The sequence below is a fragment of the Streptomyces sp. NPDC091387 genome (assembly GCF_044756945.1).
Taxonomy (GTDB): Bacteria; Actinomycetota; Actinomycetes; order Streptomycetales; family Streptomycetaceae; genus Streptomyces.
In genome coordinates, this window is the sequence record NZ_JBIVTZ010000022.1 from 36,651 (window position 1) to 55,491 (window position 18,841).

At 71.2% G+C, this 18,841-nt stretch carries 22 protein-coding genes; 12 read left to right on the forward strand and 10 right to left on the reverse strand.

The features are described from left to right. The first annotated feature begins 3 nt into the window (after nucleotides 1-3). From ACIQM0_RS33775 to ACIQM0_RS33785, 3 genes are all read left to right on the forward strand, one after another. The gene (locus tag ACIQM0_RS33775) at nucleotides 4-1,344 is read left to right on the forward strand and encodes an MFS transporter (protein ID WP_401294191.1); all 1,341 of its coding nucleotides are present in this window, start codon (nucleotides 4-6) and stop codon (nucleotides 1,342-1,344) included. A gap of 59 nt (nucleotides 1,345-1,403) precedes the next feature. Further along, on the forward strand, nucleotides 1,404-2,444 hold the full coding sequence (locus tag ACIQM0_RS33780) for a zinc-binding dehydrogenase (RefSeq protein ID WP_401294194.1): 1,041 nt from the start codon (nucleotides 1,404-1,406) through the stop codon (nucleotides 2,442-2,444). A gap of 82 nt (nucleotides 2,445-2,526) precedes the next feature. Beyond that, a complete protein-coding gene (locus ACIQM0_RS33785) occupies nucleotides 2,527-3,447 on the forward strand; it encodes a carbohydrate kinase (protein ID WP_401294197.1) in 921 nt (306 codons plus the stop codon). Between the two features lie 54 nt (nucleotides 3,448-3,501). Here the strand turns inward: ACIQM0_RS33785 and ilvA are convergent, their stop codons facing one another. Continuing rightward, nucleotides 3,502-4,731 (reverse strand): threonine ammonia-lyase, encoded by a 1,230-nt coding sequence (ilvA, locus tag ACIQM0_RS33790; RefSeq protein WP_401294199.1) that lies wholly within the window; start codon nucleotides 4,729-4,731, stop codon nucleotides 3,502-3,504. 156 nt (nucleotides 4,732-4,887) lie between these two features. Between ilvA and ACIQM0_RS33795 the strand changes: the two genes are divergently transcribed. The 4 genes from ACIQM0_RS33795 to ACIQM0_RS33810 all read left to right on the forward strand — a co-directional run bounded on the left by ACIQM0_RS33795 (nucleotide 4,888) and on the right by ACIQM0_RS33810 (nucleotide 6,540). Further along, nucleotides 4,888-5,418, forward strand: coding sequence for a MarR family transcriptional regulator (locus tag ACIQM0_RS33795; protein WP_363022396.1), 531 nt, complete (start codon nucleotides 4,888-4,890; stop codon nucleotides 5,416-5,418). A gap of 85 nt (nucleotides 5,419-5,503) precedes the next feature. Continuing rightward, the gene (locus ACIQM0_RS33800) at nucleotides 5,504-5,980 is read left to right on the forward strand and encodes a sigma factor-like helix-turn-helix DNA-binding protein (RefSeq protein ID WP_401294201.1); all 477 of its coding nucleotides are present in this window, start codon (nucleotides 5,504-5,506) and stop codon (nucleotides 5,978-5,980) included. Further along, entirely contained in the window at nucleotides 5,977-6,228 is a 252-nt protein-coding gene (locus ACIQM0_RS33805; protein ID WP_401294204.1) for a hypothetical protein, read from the forward strand. Before ACIQM0_RS33800 ends, ACIQM0_RS33805 begins: the two co-directional genes overlap by 4 nt. A 120-nt stretch (nucleotides 6,229-6,348) precedes the next feature. Beyond that, a complete protein-coding gene (locus ACIQM0_RS33810) occupies nucleotides 6,349-6,540 on the forward strand; it encodes a DUF1059 domain-containing protein (RefSeq protein ID WP_401294207.1) in 192 nt (63 codons plus the stop codon). A gap of 92 nt (nucleotides 6,541-6,632) precedes the next feature. Here ACIQM0_RS33810 and ACIQM0_RS33815 read toward each other — a convergent pair whose 3' ends face one another. Continuing rightward, the gene (locus ACIQM0_RS33815) at nucleotides 6,633-7,778 is read right to left on the reverse strand and encodes a cystathionine gamma-synthase (RefSeq protein ID WP_401294209.1); all 1,146 of its coding nucleotides are present in this window, start codon (nucleotides 7,776-7,778) and stop codon (nucleotides 6,633-6,635) included. 66 nt (nucleotides 7,779-7,844) lie between these two features. On the opposite strand from ACIQM0_RS33815, the gene ACIQM0_RS33820 reads away from it, so the two are divergent. The 3 genes from ACIQM0_RS33820 to msrA all read left to right on the forward strand — a co-directional run bounded on the left by ACIQM0_RS33820 (nucleotide 7,845) and on the right by msrA (nucleotide 9,922). Then, the gene (locus ACIQM0_RS33820) at nucleotides 7,845-8,948 is read left to right on the forward strand and encodes a hypothetical protein (protein WP_385035701.1); all 1,104 of its coding nucleotides are present in this window, start codon (nucleotides 7,845-7,847) and stop codon (nucleotides 8,946-8,948) included. A 102-nt stretch (nucleotides 8,949-9,050) separates the two neighbouring features. After that, nucleotides 9,051-9,173, forward strand: coding sequence for a hypothetical protein (locus tag ACIQM0_RS33825; protein WP_363022387.1), 123 nt, complete (start codon nucleotides 9,051-9,053; stop codon nucleotides 9,171-9,173). 83 nt (nucleotides 9,174-9,256) lie between these two features. Continuing rightward, complete coding sequence (msrA, locus tag ACIQM0_RS33830; RefSeq protein ID WP_401294212.1) at nucleotides 9,257-9,922, forward strand: peptide-methionine (S)-S-oxide reductase MsrA; 666 nt, start codon at nucleotides 9,257-9,259, stop codon at nucleotides 9,920-9,922. Nucleotides 9,923-9,997: 75 nt separating this feature from the next. On the opposite strand, the gene ACIQM0_RS33835 is transcribed toward msrA, so the two are convergent. The 4 genes from ACIQM0_RS33835 to ACIQM0_RS33850 form a co-directional block, all read right to left on the reverse strand. Further along, the gene (locus ACIQM0_RS33835; protein WP_401294214.1) at nucleotides 9,998-10,267 is read right to left on the reverse strand and encodes a type II toxin-antitoxin system RelE/ParE family toxin; all 270 of its coding nucleotides are present in this window, start codon (nucleotides 10,265-10,267) and stop codon (nucleotides 9,998-10,000) included. After that, nucleotides 10,264-10,524 carry a type II toxin-antitoxin system prevent-host-death family antitoxin gene (locus tag ACIQM0_RS33840; RefSeq protein WP_363022383.1) on the reverse strand — a complete coding sequence of 87 codons (261 nt, stop codon included), beginning with the start codon at nucleotides 10,522-10,524 and terminating at the stop codon, nucleotides 10,264-10,266. The genes ACIQM0_RS33835 and ACIQM0_RS33840 overlap by 4 nt, the downstream gene beginning before the upstream one ends. Before the next feature lie 109 nt (nucleotides 10,525-10,633). Further along, a complete protein-coding gene (gene gdhA, locus ACIQM0_RS33845) occupies nucleotides 10,634-12,010 on the reverse strand; it encodes an NADP-specific glutamate dehydrogenase (protein WP_401294216.1) in 1,377 nt (458 codons plus the stop codon). Between the two features lie 569 nt (nucleotides 12,011-12,579). Beyond that, nucleotides 12,580-12,942: a DUF1330 domain-containing protein gene (locus tag ACIQM0_RS33850; protein ID WP_401294218.1), complete on the reverse strand. Its 363-nt coding sequence runs from the start codon at nucleotides 12,940-12,942 to the stop codon at nucleotides 12,580-12,582. Nucleotides 12,943-13,237: 295 nt separating this feature from the next. On the opposite strand from ACIQM0_RS33850, the gene ACIQM0_RS33855 reads away from it, so the two are divergent. After that, a complete protein-coding gene (locus tag ACIQM0_RS33855; RefSeq protein WP_401294219.1) occupies nucleotides 13,238-13,711 on the forward strand; it encodes an RDD family protein in 474 nt (157 codons plus the stop codon). A 180-nt stretch (nucleotides 13,712-13,891) separates the two neighbouring features. On the opposite strand, the gene ACIQM0_RS33860 is transcribed toward ACIQM0_RS33855, so the two are convergent. From ACIQM0_RS33860 to ACIQM0_RS33875, 4 genes are all read right to left on the reverse strand, one after another. Continuing rightward, a complete protein-coding gene (locus ACIQM0_RS33860; protein ID WP_123461265.1) occupies nucleotides 13,892-14,575 on the reverse strand; it encodes an ABC transporter ATP-binding protein in 684 nt (227 codons plus the stop codon). Between the two features lie 155 nt (nucleotides 14,576-14,730). After that, complete coding sequence (locus tag ACIQM0_RS33865; RefSeq protein WP_401294221.1) at nucleotides 14,731-16,176, reverse strand: ABC transporter permease; 1,446 nt, start codon at nucleotides 16,174-16,176, stop codon at nucleotides 14,731-14,733. Between the two features lie 177 nt (nucleotides 16,177-16,353). Continuing rightward, complete coding sequence (locus ACIQM0_RS33870; protein ID WP_401294223.1) at nucleotides 16,354-17,619, reverse strand: Ig-like domain-containing protein; 1,266 nt, start codon at nucleotides 17,617-17,619, stop codon at nucleotides 16,354-16,356. 286 nt (nucleotides 17,620-17,905) lie between these two features. Continuing rightward, nucleotides 17,906-18,328 (reverse strand): hypothetical protein, encoded by a 423-nt coding sequence (locus tag ACIQM0_RS33875; RefSeq protein WP_401294225.1) that lies wholly within the window; start codon nucleotides 18,326-18,328, stop codon nucleotides 17,906-17,908. A 107-nt stretch (nucleotides 18,329-18,435) separates the two neighbouring features. On the opposite strand from ACIQM0_RS33875, the gene ACIQM0_RS33880 reads away from it, so the two are divergent. Further along, nucleotides 18,436-18,726: a hypothetical protein gene (locus ACIQM0_RS33880; RefSeq protein ID WP_401294227.1), complete on the forward strand. Its 291-nt coding sequence runs from the start codon at nucleotides 18,436-18,438 to the stop codon at nucleotides 18,724-18,726. Nucleotides 18,727-18,841: the final 115 nt, after the last annotated feature.

Here is an 18,841-nt window from a genome sequence, read left to right on the forward strand (position 1 = left end):
ACTGTGCACGCTCACGCAGAGGCGGAGAGCCAGAAGATATCCCCGCAGGCCCGGAAGGTCCTCGTGGCGGCGGGCATCGGTCATTTCATCGAGTGGTACGACGTCGGCGTCTACGGGCTGCTGGCCACCTTCCTCGCCGCGAACTTCTTCGTCTCCGGCAACCCGACGGCCGCGCTGCTGTCCACCTTCGCCGTCTCCGCCATCGGGTTCGTCCTGCGGCCGCTCGGCGGCCTCTTCTTCGGACCGCTCGGGGACCGCATCGGCCGGCAGCGCACCCTGGCCATCGTCGTTCTGCTCACCTCGGGTTCGACGTTCGCGATGGGCGTGCTGCCCACCTACGACAGCGTGGGCATCCTCGCTCCCGTACTGCTGGTCGTCGTCAGGATGGTGCAGGGCTTCGGGGCCGGCGGCGAGACGTCCAACGCGGTGGCGCTGCTGTTCGAGCACTCGCCGCGTACCCGCCGCGGGTTCATGACGAGCTGGATGGACGGGATCGGCTTCATGGCCTCCGTCGTCGGCTCCGCACTCGCGCTCGCGCTGATCAACGTGCTCGGGAACGACGCGATGACGGGCTGGGGCTGGCGGATCCCGTTCCTCCTCGCGCTTCCGCTCGGCGTCGTCGGTCTGTACATCCGGGTGAAGCTGGAGGACTCCCCGGAGTTCCGCGAGCTGGAGGCCACCGGAGGGGTCGCGGAGTCGCCGACGAAGGAGGCGTTCCGTACCGGCTCCAGGGCGATGCTGGTGCTGTGCGGCGTCCTGCTCCTCAAGGCCATCGCGCACTGGGCGCTGGTGTCCTTCCTGCCGAGCTTCCTCAGCGGCGACCTCGGGTTCAGCACCAGCGAGGCCTTCACGACCACGACCGTCGCCATCGGGGTCACCGCCATCGCCGTACCGGTCATGGGCGCCCTCTCCGACCGCGTCGGGCGAAAACCGATGCTCATCGCGGGCAGCGCCGGCTTCGTCGTGCTCACCTGGCCGGCGTTCTACCTGATGTCGCTCGGCAGCGTGGCGAACGCGATCATCGCCATGACGGTCCTCGGCCTCCTGATCGCGGTGTTCGACGGCGCGTTGAGCGCGATGATGGCCGAGCAGTTCCCCGCGCGGATCCGCAGCGGCGCGATGGCCATCCCGTACAACCTGGTGGTCTCGGCGTTCGGCGGCTCGGTCCCCTACGTGGCCACGTGGCTGGTCGCCAGTACCGGAAGCAAACTCGCCCCCTCCTTCTACGTGATGCTCCTGTCCGCCGTCACCCTGACCTTCGCGGTCACCTCGATCCGCGAGACCGCCCCCCGGCGGACCCCGGTCGCGCCGGAGCAGCACGCCGAACCGGTGCCGCAGCCGTAGTTCATGGCCGGAGCATCCGCAGTCCCCACACCGCAGGAACCGAACGGAGCCCCCTGACCATGCACCAGCGAAATCGCCGTGTGCTCGTCCGGTCCATGGACGACATCAGCATCGAGGAGGTGCCGGTCCCCCGGCCCGGCGACAACGAACTCCTCATCCGCAGCAGCGTCGTCGGGATCTGCGGATCCGACACCCACGCCGCTCTCGGTCACCACCCCTTCATCGACCTGCCCTACCGGCCGGGGCACGAGGTGGTCGGCACGGTCGCCGCCGTCGGCACAGGGGCCGGGGACTTCGCTCCGGGCACCAGGGTGATCGTCGAACCCAACCTGTACTGCGGCCGCTGCGCCCAGTGCCGCTCGGGCCGCTACAACATCTGCCGGGAGCTGAGGGTCTTCGGCTGTCAGACTCCCGGCGGCATGGCCGACCTCTTCACGATCCCCGCCGACCGGGTCCACCGCGTACCCGAGGCGATGTCCGACCTCCAGGCCGCGCTCGTCGAACCGCTCGCCACCCCGGTCCACGCCGTGGCCAGAGCCGGTGACCTCACCGGCCGCACCGTGGCGGTCCTCGGCGCCGGTCCCATCGGGCTGCTCGTCCTGGCCGCGGCCCGGCACGCCGGTGCCGCCCGGATCGTCGTCACCGACCTGCTGGACACCAAACGGGAGCGAGCCGTGCGGCTCGGCGCCGACGGCGCGGTCCCGGCCGACGCGGCCGGCCTGGCCGCGGAGGCCCGGGACATCCTGGACGGTCCGGCCGATGTGGTCTTCGACTGCGTCGCCCGTGAACAGTCCATGGCCCAGGCCATCGACCTGGTGGACAAGGGCGGCCGGATCATCGTCGTCGGCGTCGGAGCCCCCGGCCCCACGCCGGTCCGGCTGGACCTCGTCCAGGATCGAGAGATCCGCATCGAGGGCACCCTCATGTACACCGCCGAGGACTACCGCACCGCCCTCGGCCTGATCACTTCCGGCGTCATCGACACCGACGCGATCATCACCGCCACCTTCCCGCTGGAGGACGCGGCCAAGGCGTTCGCCGCCTCGCTCGCACCGGAGCACGTCAAGGTGCTGATCACCGTGGCAGGCCCTGAGGACTGATCCGCAGTTCCCGGCGGGCCCCGGGCCTCCCGAACCCGCGAGGGGCCAGAATCGGCCCACCACCAACGTAAGGAACCCTGTTGTGATCGTCGTCGCCGGTGAGGCACTGATCGACCTGGTGCCGGAGGCCACCGGGAACACCACGGCCGCTCTGGTGCCCGCCCGCGGCGGCGGACCGTACAACACGGCCGTGGCGCTCGCCCGTCTCGGCTCCCCCGTCGCCTTCTGCTCACGGATCTCGACGGACGCCTTCGGCATGTCCCTGACCGGCCGTCTGCGTGAGGAGAACGTCGTCCTCGATCTGGTGCAGCGAGGGCCGGAGCCGACCACACTGGCCGTCGCCGCGATCGAGGCGAGCGGCTCGGCCGCGTACACCTTCTACTGCCAGGGCACCGCCGACCGCCTCTTCGCCCTGCCGGGCCCACTGCCCGCCGAGACCCGGGCGGTGTCGTTCGGCACCTGTTCACTGGTACTCGAACCGGGGGCGAGCGCCTACGAGGAGCTGCTGCGCCGCGAGGGGCGGCGCGGGCGCTTCATCACCCTGGACCCCAACATCCGCGCCGGCCTCATCACGGATCCGGACGCCTACCGGGCCCGGTTCAGCCGCTTGCTGCCGTCCGTCTCGCTCCTGAAGCTCAGCGAGGAGGACGCGCAGTGGCTCGGGTACGACATCGCGGGCTGGCTGGCCGCCGGGCCGGCCGCCGTCGTGGTCACCCGGGGCGCGGCCGGCCTGACGGCCCACACGCGCGGCGGCGGAACGTACTCCGTACCCGGTGAGGCCGTCCGGGTCGTCGACACCATCGGTGCCGGTGACACCGTCAACGCGGCGCTGCTGCACGCCCTGTCCGAACGCGGCCTGCTGCACGCCGACGCGGTGGCCGCACTGACCGAGGACGGCTGGCGGCAGGTACTCGGCTTCGCCGCCCGTGCGGCGGCGGCGACCTGTGCGCGGGCGGGCGCCGAGCCGCCCTTCGCGCACGAACTGCGGTCCCCGCGCACCTGACGGGCCTCGTCCCCCGTCTCCGTGAGGAGGCGGGTCGGGGCACCGCCGGGTGGCTCAGTTCAGCACCAGGTAGCCCGCGTCGCGCAGCGCGGCGGCGACCTCCGCGCAGTGTTCCGGGCCCTTCGTCTCCAGGTGCAGCTCCACCTCGGCCTCGGTGAGGCCGAGCCGGGGATCGGTGCGCACATGGCTCACGTCCAGGACGTTGGCATCGGCCACCGAGAGCACGGCGAGCATCGTCGCCAGCGCGCCGGGGCGGTCCGTGAGCCGCAGCCGCAGGCTCAGGTAGCGGCCGGCCGCCGACATGCCGTGGGTCAGGATGCGCTGCATCAGCAGCGGGTCCACGTTGCCGCCGGACAGCAGCGCCACCACCGGCCCGCGGAACGACTTCGGGTCGCTCAGCAGGGCGGCCACCGGGCTCGCCCCGGCCGGCTCCACGACCATCTTCGCCCGCTCCAGGCAGAGCAGCAGCGCACTGGACAGCTCGTCCTCGGAGACCGTACGGACCTCGTCGACCAGATCCCTGATCAGCGGGAACGGGACGTCGCCCGGCCGCCCCACCTTCATGCCGTCCGCCATCGTCTGGAGCGAGCCGATCGACACCGGGTGGCCGGCGGCCAGCGAGGGCGGGTAGGCGGCTGCGCCCGCCGCCTGCACGCCGACGATCCGTACGTCGGGGCGGACCGCCTTCACCGCCACGGCGATCCCCGCGGCGAGCCCGCCGCCGCCGATCCCGACGACGATGGTGCGCACCTCGGGGCACTGCTCCAGTATCTCCAGGCCCACCGTGCCCTGCCCGGCGATGATGTCCGGGTGGTCGAAGGGGTGGATGAAGACCGCGCCGGTCTCCTGCGCGTACTCCTGCGCCGCGGCCAGCGTCTCGTCGACGACATGGCCGTGCAGCCGCACCCGCGCCCCGTACTCACGCGTCGCGGCGACCTTCGGCAGTGGTGCTCCGACCGGCATGAAGACCGTCGCCCGTACGCCGAGCAGCGCAGACGCGAGCGCGACACCCTGCGCATGGTTTCCGGCGCTCGCGGCCACCACGCCCGCCGCACGTTCCTCCGGGGACAGCCCCGCGATCCGTACGTACGCGCCCCGCAGTTTGAACGAACCGGTGCGCTGCAGGTTCTCGCACTTGAACCGGACGGGAGCGCCCACGAGGTCGGTCAGATGGCGGCTGCCCTCCATCGCGGTGACCCGGGAGACACCGGAGAGCATCTTCTGCGCCCCCTTGATGTCATCGAGGATCAGCGGGGGAAACTGGGTGGGCGGCGGGAAGTTCATACCGCAAGTCTTGCAGCTGAAAGGGGTTGCGGCCGCCGCGAGGCGGGCCGTCCTGCGCCGATGTCCGCAGGTTTGTGCAGCGCTGGTACGCGTTGCCCCGGGGCCGCGTACTCTGTCCCCCACCCATCCGACACCGCACGAAGAGAGCCCCCGGCCATGCCCCCTCAGGACATGACGACTGCCGCGTCTCCCTCCGGGGGCGCCGCCCCGGAGAATCAGGGTCACGACCACCTTCTCGACGCCCTGCAGCACCAGGTGGCGGTCTTCGCCCGCCGTGCCGAGCAGACCCGCCTCGGCGGCGTCGGCCAGGTGCGCAATTCCATGGACCGGGCCGCGTATCTGCTGCTCAACCGGCTGGACCGGGAAGGACCCATGGGCGTCAAGGCGCTGGCCGCCGGGATGGGGATCGACTCCTCGACCGTGACCCGGCAGGTCGCGCCGCTCGTGGACACCGGCCTGGTCAAGCGGACCTCGCACCCGGAGGACGGCCGGGCCGTCGTGCTCCAGCTGTCCCCGCGGGGACAGGCCCGGCTGGACGAGGTCAGGGCCTCGCGGCGCGAGCTGATGTCGCAGGTGACGGGCGACTGGGACGAGGAGGAACGCGACACGTTCTGCGCGCTGCTCACCCGTTTCAACGCGGCACTGGCCGCCCGGCAGAGCGCGCACCAGCCGCCGGCCGCGGGATAGCCGGACCCGGCGTCCGGGTCGTGTCGCGGACCCGGTCGAGGTCCCAGGCCTTGACCCGGGGCCCGCGGCGCGCTCGGATGACAGGGTGCGAGAGCGCCAGGCGGGCCGACAGCGGCGCCGCGCCCAGGAGTTCGAGGCCTTCGTGGCGGGCGCGGCCGGCCGGCTGCTGCACGCCGCCACCCTGCTCACCGCCGAACCCGCCCGGCCGCCGGGGGCCAACGAGCGCGCGCAGCGGCTGCTGACGGCCGCGCTGGCGCGTACGTACGCGGACTGGGACCGGCTGCACGGCGAGGACCCGTACAACCGCACCCGGCAGGACCTGGCCGCCCGGTTCGCGAGGGAGGCCTGGCGCCACCACCACCCGCGCGGCGGGGTGTTGGACGGGCTGACCCCGCAGGAACGGCTCGTCCTGGTGCTGCGGCTGCACGAAGGGGTCGCAGAGGAGCAGACCGCGGCGCTGCTCGGACTGCCCGTGGACCGGATCCGCGCGATCTGCAACCGCTCGGTGGCCACGGTGCGCGGGACCCGCGCTCCCACGGTCCGGCGGGGGGCCGCGCCATGAGCGGGGGCGGCCGCAAGGAGGAAGAGGTCCGGCGGATCCTGGAGGGGCCGCATCCGCAGGTGCCCGCCGATCTGGCGGAGCGGGCGGCGGAAGCCGGCGGCAGGCTGCTGCGCCGGCGGCGGGCCCTGCGCCTGCTGGGCCTGATGGGGCTGCTCGTCGCGGTGGCGGCGTTCACGGTGTGGGCGGTCACGGTCCAGCCCTGGCAGGCGCCGCCGGCCGAGACGACGCCGCCGCTGGGCGGCTGGTGACGGCCTCAGCGACGACAGCCGTCGTGGCCGAGGCCGTCAGCGCAGGCCGTACCGGGCCGGGCGGATCTATCCTGGAGGCATGCGTCACGCGCCGGTCCGCAACCGGCCGAGGAGGCCGTCATGACCAGGAAAGTCGCTGACTGCCGCAAGTATCCGAGCGAGTCGAACTGCTCGCTGAACATCTCCGGTGAGGAAGACGAAGTCGTGCGGGCCGCGGCCGAGCACGCGGCCTCCGTCCACGAGCACACCGACAGCCCGGAGCTGCGGGAACAGCTCCGGGGCATGCTGGAGGACGAGAAGGCCACCGTCTGAGACGTCCGCCCGCGGCGGGAACGGAAGCCGGTTGCCCGGCTTCCGTCCCCGCCGCCGCTCGTGGGCACGGGACTCCTCGCCTCGAACACTGCCTAGCCGAGCGCCTGCGTCAGGTCGGCCAGCAGGTCGTCGCCGTTCTCGATGCCGACGGAGAGCCTGACCAGGTCGGCGGGGACCTCCAGCGGTGATCCGGCCGCCGAGGCGTGCGTCATCCGGCCCGGGTGCTCCAGCAGCGACTCGACGCCGCCGAGGGACTCACCGAGGGTGAAGAGCTTCGCCCGGTTGCAGACCTCGACCGCCGCCTCCTCGCCGCCCGCGACCCGGAAGGAGACCATGCCGCCGAACGCCTTCATCTGCTTGGCGGCGACCTCGTGCCCCTGGTGCTCGGGCAGTCCCGGGTAGAGGACCTGGGTGACCTTGGGGTGCCGGGTCAGCAGGTCGGTGACCTTGGTGGCGTTCTCGCTGTGCCGGTCCATCCGGACGGCGAGGGTCTTGATGCCGCGCAGCACCAGCCAGGCGTCGAAGGGGCCGGCCACGGCACCCATCGCGTTCTGGTGGTACGCCAACTCCTCCGAGAGCTCGGGGTCGTTGACGATCAGCGCGCCGCCGACGACGTCCGAGTGACCGCCCATGTACTTGGTGGTGGAGTGCACCACCACATCGGCGCCCAGGGCGAGGGGCTGCTGAAGGTAGGGGCTGGCGAAGGTGTTGTCGACGACCAGCCGCGCACCCGCCGAGCGGGCCACACCGGCGACGGCCGCGATGTCGGTGATACCGAGCAGCGGGTTGGAGGGCGTCTCCACCCAGATCGCCTTGGTGCGCGGCTGGATCGCGGCCCGTACCGCCGCCACGTCCGAGGTGTCGGCGACCGAGAACTCCACGCCCCAGCGCGAGGCGACCTTCGCGAACAGCCGGAACGTACCGCCGTAGGCGTCGTTCGGGATGACCACGTGGTCGCCGGGCGTCAGCAGCGTACGGAGCAGGCAGTCCTCGGCGGCCAGACCGGACGCGAAGGCGAGCCCGCGGCGGCCGCCCTCAAGGGCCGCCAGGTTCTCCTCCAGTGCGGTGCGCGTCGGGTTGGCGCTGCGGCTGTACTCGTAGCCGCCGCGCAGCCCGCCGACGCCGTCCTGCTTGTACGTCGACACCTGGTAAATGGGCGGAACAACAGCGCCGGTGAGGGGATCGGCGGTGTTTCCCGCGTGGATCGCGAGAGTTTCGAAGCTGTGCTGGTCGCTCATGGGGCCGAGCGTAGTTCGTCGCGAGGGCGCTCACGGAGCACCGGGCCCGTCCGGGACAATGGGGGCATGGAGATTCTCTGGTTCCTGCTCGCGCTGTGCATGCTCGCCGCGGTCGTCGGCCCCTTCGTGCTGCGGCGCCGCGGCGGTATCCGCCAGGTGGCGCCCGGCTCCCCCGACGCCGCCGACCCGGACACCTACGGCTTCGCCCGCCAGGAGGAACTGGACATCCGGATGCCGGGCCCCGACCAGGACCTCCTGGACGTACTCGATGTCGTCCAGGGCACCCAGGAGTGGCGGGCGGCCTCCCAGCTGCTGTCCGGGACGCCGAAGGAGGGCGAGGTGCGGTGGCAGCGGGTGCAGGCGTTCGCCGGTGCCGCCTCGTTGGAGCTGGCGCAGCGGCCGGGCGTCGGCGGGGCCTGGCTGCGCAAGTGGCGGGCCGAGTCCCCGAAGGACGCGGGCGGCGCGGCCGTGCACGCCGAGTTCCTGGTCCAGCAGGCCTGGCGTTCGTCCACCGTCGGCACGGACGACTTCCGGATCATCCTGGAGGAGGCCCGTACGGTCGTCGGCGAGGCGGCCCTGCTGGCGCCGGGCGATCCGGTGCCGTACCTGGTGGAGCTGGCGGCGGCGCGTGGGCTCGGCTACTCGCACGAGGAGTTCGACCAGCTCTGGGCGAAGATCATCGACCGGGCTCCCGCGCACATGGGCGCGCACATCGCGGCGCTGCACTTCTGGTGCGAGAAGTGGCACGGCTCCCGCGAGGAGGCCGACCGCTTCGCCACCGCGGCCGCCGCCCGTGCCCCGCAGGGGTCGCTGCTGGCCGCGCTGCCGCTCTTCGCGCTGTACGAGCACCTGCCCGAGGTCAACATGGTGCGGAGCTTCTACCGGAGCCAGGCGGTGACCAAGGCGGTCGAGGGCGCCCTGTTCGCGGTCCACGCGGCGCGCGCCGACGACCCGATGCTCGCCCACGTCCGCCATCTCCTGGTGCTGTTCCTGGTCCGGATGGAGCGCTGGTCGGAGGCGATGGGCCAGCTCGTCCACATCGACGGGCACGTGGGCGCGCTGCCGTGGACGGAGAGCTCCGACCCGGCCGCCGAGTACACCGTGTACCGGGCCCTCGCGGTCGCCGGCTACGAGGCGAACGGCGGCAGCCCGGCGACGCTGCTGCGGTAGCGGGACAGCCTCCCGGCCCTTTGTCATCGGACGGTGTGCGACGGTGGGCACCGACAAGGCGCCCACCGCGCGGCCTGCTGACTGATGGGACCGGTACACCTCATGGCCCGACTGATACCCCTGATCCTGATCGGCCTCGGCCTCTACTTCTGGTTCAAGGCCCGCAAGCGGACCGCCGCCTACGTCGAGGACATGGAGTCCGACGACGGCACGCCCCGCCGCTGACCGGGCTGCGGAACGGGCGGCGGAATCCACGGCGGTCCCGGTGCGTTGTACGGACAGCACGCCGACCCATGAGGAGCCCCCGCATGTTCCTGCACCGCCGTACCCCGCAGCTCCCCACGCCCCAGGAGGCGCTGCGCGGCCGCCCCACCCCCGAATTCACCGTCCCGTCCCGCCACACGGTCCTGGGCAACGCCCTGCTGGGCCCGTACCCGGAGGGTCTGGAGGTCGCGGACTTCGCGATGGGCTGTTTCTGGGGCGCCGAGCGCAAGTTCTGGCAGACGGACGGCGTCTGGACGACGCTCGTCGGCTACCAGGGCGGCTTCACGGAGAACCCCGCGTACGAAGAGGTCTGCTCGGGCCTGACGGGTCACACGGAGGCCGTCCGCGTCGTGTACGACCCGCGCGTCGTCACGTACGAGCAGCTCCTGAAGCTCTTCTGGGAGTCGCACGACCCGACCCAGGGCTTCCGCCAGGGCAACGACGTCGGCACGCAGTACCGCTCGGCGGTCTACACCCACTCCCCCGAGCAGGCGGCGGCCGTGGCGGCGTCCCGCGAGGCCTACCAGAAGGTCCTCACCGGCTCCGGCCACGGCGAGATCACCACGGAGATCCTGCCCGCGGAGGGCCGCACGTTCTGGCCGGCGGAAGCCGCGCACCAGCAGTACCTGGACAAGAACCCGGCGGGCTACTGCGGAATCGGCGGGACGGGCGTCTCGTGCCCCGTGGGGGTCGCTCCGGCTGGGGAGTGACGGGGCGACCGAGACCAGGAAGTGCCCACCTGCCTACTTCTGGCCGGCGGGCGCTCCCGGCAAGTCGGCAAGCCCTCAAAGCTTCCGGTAGACATCGCTCCGATGGCCGAGGTGGAGGACGAGGATGACCAGCACGTCGCCCCGGACCTCGTAGACCACCCGAAACTCTCCCGCGTGCACACGATAGAGACCGTCATGGCCTGACAGCTTCTTGACGTCGGCGTCTTCCCGCCAGGGGTCGTCACCGAGCGGCGTGATGGCGGTCAGAATACGGAGCGCGTCCTGCCGGTCGATCGAGCGCAGCTGACGCTGGGCATGAGCGGTGAAACGGAAGGCGTACTTCACGCGGCCGGAGTCCCGCCCTCGAAGAGATCCGCGAGGAGCTCCGCCATGCTGACGGTGGGGTCCTCGCGATGTGCCTCCGCTTCGCGTGCGGCCAGTTCGTCGGCTGCCGCGTCCAGAGCGTCGAGTACGTCTATCGGGACGAGCGCGGCGACTCGCCTGCCATTGCGGGTCACCACCGTGGTCTTTCCGGCCTCGGCCCGGTCAATGACCTCGGCCAGGTGGGTGCGGGCCTCACGTACGGTCACGGTCTCAGCCATGACGCAAGCGTACACATAATTGCGTACACGCGCGCCGACTGCTCCACGCGGACCGCGGGCCCGGGACGCATGCGCGTCCCGGGCCCGTGTCAGTGCGTCTGGAACCCGGTCAGATCAGACCCTGCGCCAGCATCGCGTCCGCGACCAGCTCGAAGCCGGCGATGTTGGCGCCGACCACGTAGTTGCCGGGGCTGCCGTAGCGCTCCGCCGTGGTGTAGCAGGAGTCGTGGATGTGGCGCATGATCTCCGCGAGGCGCGCCTCCGTGTGGGCGAACGTCCAGGAGTCGCGCGAGGCGTTCTGCTGCATCTCCAGGGCGCTGGTCGCCACGCCGCCCGCGTTGGCCGCCTTGCCGGGGGCGAAGGCCACACCCGCGTCCTGGAAGACGCGGACGGCCTCGGGGGTGGTGGGCATGTTGGCGCCCTCGGCGACGGCCTTCACGCCGTTGCGGACGAGGGTCAGCGCGTCGGCCTCGTGGAGTTCGTTCTGCGTGGCGCAGGGCAGGGCCACGTCGCAGGGGACGTCCCAGACTCCGGTGCCGGGCACGAACACGGCCTCGGCGCGGCGCTCCGCGTACTCCGAGACACGGCCGCGGCCGGCCTCCTTGATCTCCTTGAGCAGGGCGAGGTCGATGCCCTTCTCGTCCACGACGTAGCCGTCGGAGTCGGAGCAGGTGACCACCGTGGCGCCGAGCTGCTGGGCCTTCTCGATCGCGTAGATCGCGACGTTGCCCGAGCCGGACACGACGATGCGCTGGCCGTCGAGGGACTCGCCGCGGCTGCGGAGCATCTCGGCGGTGAACAGGACGCAGCCGTAGCCGGTCGCCTCCGTACGCACCAGGGCGCCGCCCCAGCCGAGGCCCTTTCCGGTGAGGACACCGGACTCGAAGCGGTTGGTGATCCGCTTGTACTGGCCGAAGAGGTAGCCGATCTCGCGGCCGCCCACGCCGATGTCACCGGCGGGGACATCGGTGTACTCGCCCAGGTGGCGGTGGAGTTCGGTCATGAACGACTGGCAGAACCGCATGATCTCGGCGTCCGAGCGGCCCTTCGGGTCGAAGTCCGAGCCGCCCTTGCCGCCGCCGATGGGCATGCCGGTGAGGGCGTTCTTGAAGATCTGCTCGAAGCCGAGGAACTTCACGATGCCGAGGTTCACCGAGGGGTGGAAGCGCAGTCCGCCCTTGTACGGGCCCAGCGAGCTGGAGAACTCGACCCGGAAGCCGCGGTTGACGTGGATGTCGCCCGAGTCGTCCGACCACGGCACCCGGAAGATGAGCTGGCGCTCCGGCTCGCATATGCGCTCGATGATCCGTGCGTCCACGAACTCCGGCCGCTGGGCCAGAACCGGGCCGAGCGTTTCGAGGACTTCCCGCACCGCCTGGTGGAATTCCTTCTCGCCCTGGTTGCGGCGGAGGATCTCCGCGTAGAGCGGCTCGATGACGCGGTTCTCGGCGGCGTGCGGCGTTGCGGAGTCAGGGGTGGCCGTCATCTGATCAAGACCTTCCATGGGTCGGCTCATCGCGAAGGCGCCCCCGTCCCGGAGGGCGCCAGGTCCCCCCTCCCCATTGAGGGCGTCGCCCGGATAGCGCGGATACCGCGCTCACGACTGCGACGTACAGGACCGTTGTGACCTACCGAGTGTCCCAGTGGGACCGCCGAATCCTCCATGGCATCCACATGGTGAATCCCGCCGGCCCGTGTACGGACCGGCGGCGGAAGCCTTGCCCCGGACCGGTTCCGGGCGGAACGACCGGGTTGGGGGGTATGCCCGGACACCCCCCGAAGTGGTGAACCTCACAGGGGGCCGACCGTGGCTGTGAGGCCGGCGTGCGCGGCCCTCAGGACTCGCGCGGGCTGCGCAGCGGGAGACGTTCGCGACGATCGCGACGAGCAGTGCCTTCACGGGGTTCCTCCAGCGGGTGGGGCGCCTCGGCCTCGTGGGTGGCCCCGGGCGGCGCGGGTGACGCAGCCGGGTCGGCGTCCGGCCGCGTCACCCATCCTTCCGGCCGGCGGGCTCCGGCACGAGGGCGCCCGCCCCCCGACCCGTGGTGGAGCGGGCTACACCACGGCTCCCGGCCGGAGCACCTCGGCGCGCAGCGCGGCGGCGGTCGACCGGGCGTCGTAATCCCGTACGACACCGTCCACGAGCACCACGTCACCCGCCATGTTCCGGGTCCGCAGCGGGGCCGGCTCCTGATAGGCGGGCGAGGCGAACCAGGTACGGGCGGCCTCGATCGCGGGGAACTCCAGGATGACCAGGGCGCCGGGCCAGCGGCCCTCCATGACCTCGACCGGTGCGTTGTGCACCAGGAACCGGCCCCCGTACGGATCCATGGTCGACTGAACGCGCTCGATGTACTCCAGCACCTCCTCGTTGGCCGGGCCGTCGGGGTGCAGATGAGCGATCGCGTACGCGGTCATGGTCACGTCCTCCGGTCTTCCGTCCGCTGGTGCACACCATGCTGCCGGGGGCGTCGGGGAGCGTCGATCACCCCTGAGGTAAGGCGGGCGGACGGGCCCGCGGTGACGGGCGATCAGACATGATGCCGTCATGAAGACTTCACGGGGGAACCGCGACAGCCGGGATCCTCATCAGCCTTACGGGTCAACGCGGTTGGCCGGCAACACACTGCTCGGTCCCGGTCAGCCGAGGCCCCCGCACATACCCGGCCGGACGGGGCGGGCCGGGCATCGCACACCGCCCAGGGCCGGGGAGATGCGCCGCTATCTCGCCGTCGGTCTCGACTGCTATCTCTGCCTGGTCGCCGCCGGGTTACTGGCCCGGCCGCACGTGGACTCGACGCCCCTCTCCGGGGACGTCGCGCTGCTGCTCGGGCCGGTGCCCGTCATCTCGTTCCTCAATCAGGTGGTGCTCACCGCACTCGTCGGCGGCGGCGCCGGGAAGCTGATCATGGGCATCCGGGTGGTGAGCCTGCCGGACGGCGGACGGCCGGGACCGGGGCAGCTGGTGCGGCGCTGGCTGCACGGCCTGTGCTGGCTGCCGCTCCAGCCCTGGTACGGGCTGCGCGCCCACCTCGCCCGCGAGGACGACGGACCCGGCCCCGCGCCGCGCGGCTGCGAGGAGGGCGATCCGTACGCCGAGCCGTACGCCGACCCGGCCGGGGTGCGCCAGGTCCGCCGCAGCGATCTCGTGGCACACCGCCGGGCCGCCGCCGGACGGGCCGCCTGAAGCCGCGCAAGGCCGCCGTAAAGCCGCATGAGGCCGCGTGAAGCCTTGGGGTGAACCCGCGCCGCCGTCCGCGAACCCGGTGCGGGCCCGCGGACGGCGGTGGCTGTGGCGGTGAGTGCGAACCGCGGCTGTGGCCGTAACAGCAACAACAACGGCAACGGCCTTGTGTGTAAAGGCCGTTCAGGCTGCCGCGTTCTCCGTGATGGTGACCTTGCCCTTGCGGATGGTCGCCAGCCGCGGGGCCCTGCGGGCGATCGCGCTGTCGTGGGTGACCATGATGAAGGTGAGCCCGTGCTCCTTCCACATGGTCTCCAGCACCTCCATGATCTCGTCGCGCATGGACTCGTCGAGGTTGCCGGTGGGCTCGTCGGCGAGCAGCACCTTGGGCTGCTTGACCAGGGCCCTGGCTATCGCCACGCGCTGCTGCTGGCCGCCGGACATCTCCCCGGGGAGATGTCCGAGCCGCTCGCCGAGACCGACCGAGTCGAGCGCCTCCGCCGCGCGTCTGCGCCGCTCGGACGCCTTGCCGCCGAGGGGTACGAGGGCCGTCTCGACGTTCTCCTGGGCGGTGAGCGTCGGGATGAGGTTGAAGCTCTGGAAGACGAAGCCGATGTTCTCCGCGCGCACCTTGGTGAGCTTGGCCTCGCTGAGCTTCGCGAGGTCGACGCCGTCGAGTTCGACGCTGCCGGCCGTCGGGCGGTCCAGGCCGCCGAGCATCTGGAGCAGCGTGGACTTGCCGCCGCCGGTCGGGCCCTGGATGACCAGGCGGCCGCCGTCCTCGATGGTCAGGTCGACGCCGGCGAGCGCGTGGACGGTGGACTTGCCGCGCGTGTAGCGCTTGGTGACGCCTTGAAGCGTGTACATGGGTCAGCTCCTGCTGGACGGTGATCGCGGGTCCCGGATGAACGGGTGCCGGGTCAACGGGTGCCGGGTGAGGGGTTCCCGGTGAACAGGTCCCGGATCACGGATCACGGGGGACGGGGGCAGGGACTCCCGGGCGACGGGTGTCCCGCGAGGGGCTACTCGACGCGGCGCAGGGCGTCCGCGGGGCGCAGCCGGGAGGCGCGCCAGCCGCCGAAGGCGCCCGCGATCAGCCCGCCCGCCACGGCCAGGCCGACGGCGATCAGGATGATCGAGAGGGAGACGGGCGCGGTCAGTGCGATGTCGAGGGCCTTGGAGGCGCTCTGGCGGCCGGGGCCGCCGCCCATCATGCCGCGCCCGGAGCCGCCGGAGGAGCCGAGCTGTGCGGTCAGGGTGGGGCTGATCGCGGTGACGGCGTACGCGCCGGCCAGACCGACCGCGATGCCGAGGACGCCGCCCATCAGGCCGTTGACGAGGGCCTCGCCGACGACCTGGCGGGTGACCCGGCCGCTCTTCCAGCCGAGTGCCTTGAGCGTGCCGAACTCCCGTACCCGGCGGCTGACCGCGGAGGAGGTGAGCAGGCCGGCCACCAGGAAGGCCGCGATCAGTACGGCGATGGAGAGCCACTTGCCGACGCTGGAGGCCAGGTCGGACGCGGTGGACAGGGAGCCGGAGACCGTGTCGGCGAGATCGGCGGAGGTGGTGACGGTGGTGCCGGAGATGTTCTTCTGGATCGTGGACTTGACGCTGTCGATCTGCTGCGAGTCCGCGGCCTTCACATAGACCGTGGTGACCTTGTTCTTCGCGTCGGCGAGGGTCTGCGCCCGCTGGAGCGGGATGTAGAGGTTGGCGGCCGCGTCGCCGCTGTCGGCCGCGGAGACGCCGACGATCGTGAACTTGGTGCCGTGGACGGTCACCGTCTTGCCGACGGTGAGCTTCTTCTCCTTGGCGTAGGCGGCGTCGACGACGGCCACCTTGCCGTTGGTCTCCGTGGCCTTGAACGTCCGCCCCTTCGTGATCTTCGACGAGGTCAGGGGGCCCAGGTCCTGCTTGGTGACGTCGGTGCCGTAGACCGTGTAGGAGTTGACGTCGAAGGAGGCGCCGCCGCCCTTGACCTCGCCCTGGGGCTGGTCGCCGCCCCCGAAGCCGCCGCGGCCGCCCTGGGACGTACCGCCCTCCTGCTTGAACTCACCGCGCTTGAACTGGCCGTCCACCTTCATGACGGTCATGCTCAGTCCGCCGACGGCGTCGGCGACGCCGTCCTGCTTGTCCACCTTGTCGACGGTGGTGGAGGCCAGGGTCTGGAAGCCCTGGACCATGACCCGGTCCGTGCTCTGTGTCGAGTCGTCGCCGCTCTCCTTGGCGTCGAACTCGAACTTGGGCCGCTCCGTGCCGGAGCCCGGAGCCGCGGCGGCCTTGGTGACGGTCATGTCGGTGCCGAGGCCGTAGAGCGATTCCAGGACCTTGTCCTGGGCCTTGCTCATGCCGGAGGAGACCGAACTGACGATGATGACCAGCGCAATGCCGAGGCCGAGCCCCGAGGCGACGACGAGCGCCGCCTTTCTGCGGCGGCGCAGTTCGCGCCGGAGGTAGGTGAAGAACATGGCGCGAGGTTATGGACCGGTTGTGATGGTGGGTTAAGGCCACCATGAGATCCGGATGAGAACGCCGGGGAACGCCGCAGGCGGCGGCACCGGGATCCGTGGGGATCCGGTGCCGCCGCCTGCGGTGGGGGACTTGGGGCCGATCGGGGTCCTGCCCGGGGCGAGGAGGACGTCGGGTCAGGCCGCGGGAGCCGTCCACTGGGCCCAGCTCATGTTCCAGCCGTTGAGGCCGTTGTCGGGCTGGATGGTCTTGTCCGGGGAGTTCTTGATGATGACGACGTCACCGATCATGGAGTTGTTGTAGAACCAGGCACCGGGCGCGGAGGCGTCGCCGGCACCCTTCGTGTCGGAGAGACCGACGCAGCCGTGACTGGTGTTGGCGCTGCCGAAGATCGACTTGGCGCCCCAGTAGTTGCCGTGGATGAAGGTGCCCGACGTGGACAGCCGCATGGCGTGCGGCACGTCCTTGATGTCGTACTCACCCTTGCCGTCGTCGTCGGTGAAGCCGACCGTCGAACCGTCCATCCGGGTCTCCTTGAACTTCTCGGAGATCACCATCTGGCCGTTGTACGTCGGGTTCTCCGAGGAGCCGGCGGAGATCGGGATGGTCTTGATCGTCTTCCCGTTCTGGGTGACGGTCATCGTGTGCGTCTTGGCGTCCACGGTCGAGACCTGGTTGCGGCCGACCTTGAAGGTGACCGTCTTCTGCTGCACGCCGTAGACGCCGTCCGCGCCCTCGACGCCGTCCAGCGCCAGCTTCAGCGTGACGGTGGAGCCGCCCTGCCAGTAGTCCTCGGGGCGCAGGTCCAGACGCTGTGCGTTGAACCAGTGGCCGACGACCTGCTGGCCGCTGCTGGACGTCACGGTGATGCCGTCCAGGACGGCCTTCTTGTCCGTGATCGCCTTGTTGAAGTTGATCGAGACGGGCATGCCGACGCCGACGGTGGAGCCGTTCTCGGGGGTGAAGTTCCCGATGAAGCTGTTGGCGGGCGACACGGTGGTGAAGGAGGAGTTCTCGTGCGCCTCGCGGCCCTTCGAGTCCTTCGCCGTCGCGTTGATCTTGTACGTGGTCGAGCGCTCCAGTTGGGCGTCCGGCTTCCAGCTGGTGCCGTCGGCGGCGAGGGTGCCCTTGACGCTCGCACCGGCCGCCGTGGTCATCGTGACGACCGTGAGCTTGCCCTTGGCGACGGAGACCTTCGCGTCGTTGTTGATGCTCGCGTTGGTCGCACCGTTCTTCGGCGAGATCGCTATCTGCGCCTCCGAGGCTTCCTCGGCCGCCGCCTTGTCGACCTCGGCCGCCTGTGACTTCTTCGAACTGTCGGGGCTGGAACCCTTGTCGCCGCCGTCGCCGCAGGCCGTGAGCACCAGCACGCCGCCGAGCAGTGCGGACGCGGCCATGAGGCCCTTGCGCCGCTTGCTGTCCGTCATCACACGCTTCTCCATCGTTGCCGAAATCCCCAAAAACCCCGAGCCAGGCCGTTGACCGGCGGTACCCCGTCAATGTTCCAAGAACACCCTGAAGGGGTTGCCCGTTCCACATCTGCGGGAGATGTGGGGAACACCACTCATCGACGCGGTGGTATCAGCGGTGGTTCCCGTGGTCCACCACGCAGGGGCCGCCGGTGTCCGACCCGGTTTGTCCAGCAGTTCCACGACCCGGTGCGCCGGCTGTCACGCACACCGGCCCCGGCCCGCCGGAAGCGGGCCGGGGCCGGTGGTTCCCCACCTGCTACGCCCGCCGCTCCGCACTGCCGTCGTCGTCGTTCTCCTCCCCATTGTGCGGGACGCCGGCACCGCCTTCGTCGCCGTCGTCCTCGTCCTCGCCGTCATCGTCGTCGTCGAGGTCCCATCCGTCCGGGTCCTGCGGGTCGTAGGCGATGCTCTCGCTGTTCCAGGAGGCCTGGGTCAGCTCGACCCCGGGCACCTCACTGACCAGGTCGAACGGGTCGATCAGCGAGGCGAGGGCCTCCGCGGCGTCTTCCCGGACGGCGGTCTCGGCATGCGTGCGTTCCTCGGCGGAATCGCCGCCGGGCTCACCGAACTCGGCCGCGAGGCCCTCCAGGGCGGTTCCGCTCAGGGCGTCGGCGTCCGTGATCTCCAACACCATTTCCACCTGAAGCCGAACATAACGTGATGTCTCAGAAGTGCTCATGTGCCGGAGCGTAAGCTCCCGGCCGCCGCGGCTTTCCCGCGACCCGCTGCTTTCACTAGCATCGGCCGCAGGCCTAACTCATGGCTGTCACAAGGGGGATCGATTCTGTGGCCATCACCCGCCGCCCGCTCCTGACCGCCACCGCCGCGGGAACGCTGCTGTGCGCCCTCTGGTTCGTACCGACGGCCAACGCGACCGGTGGCACGGACGCCACCGCGGGCGCACCGGGCCGGACGTCCGCCGTCGACGCCACCGGCACCGACGGCACGACGCTCGCCGACACCGGAACCGGGATCGACACGACTCCGTACCTGATCGGGGGCATCGCGTTCCTGGGCATGGGCGCGGGCCTCGTCACCTACTCCGCCCGCCGCGTCGGCCCGTTGCCGGCGCACTGACCCTCATACGGAGGCGGGCCCCCCGGGGACCCCCGGGGCCCCCCCCCCCGGGGCCCCTGCGACCAAGCCCCACGGCCCGCCCCCCAGGGGGCGGGGCCCCCCACCCGTCCACACC